General features: G+C 43.8%; 1 protein-coding gene. It reads left to right on the plus strand.

All coding sequences use genetic code 11. From position 1 onward, the window contains the following. Positions 1–249 (plus strand): GAF domain-containing protein (locus AAEY99_RS21595; protein WP_351012010.1); only part of this gene is annotated, 249 nt, incomplete at both ends.

Raw genomic sequence — 249 nt, forward strand, 5'->3', positions numbered from 1 at the left:
GAGCAATACCGACACTATATAGAGCAAGGCCACTTTAAATTGGTCGGTGAACTAGCAGACTCTTGGCTTGGTGTGCCATATAAAGTTAATGAGCGCATGAGTGGCGTTATTGTCGTACAAAGCTATGACAAGCAACATTACTACAACGAACATGATAGCTCGCTGTTGACGTATGTGAGCCGACAAATAAGTATGGTTATAGACAGGCATTTAGCTCGCCAAGAACTCGAGCACAAAGCACTGCATGAT

The organism is Shewanella sp. S1-58-MNA-CIBAN-0166 (assembly GCF_040310085.1).
In the GTDB taxonomy this organism is placed as follows: Bacteria; Pseudomonadota; Gammaproteobacteria; order Enterobacterales; family Shewanellaceae; genus Shewanella.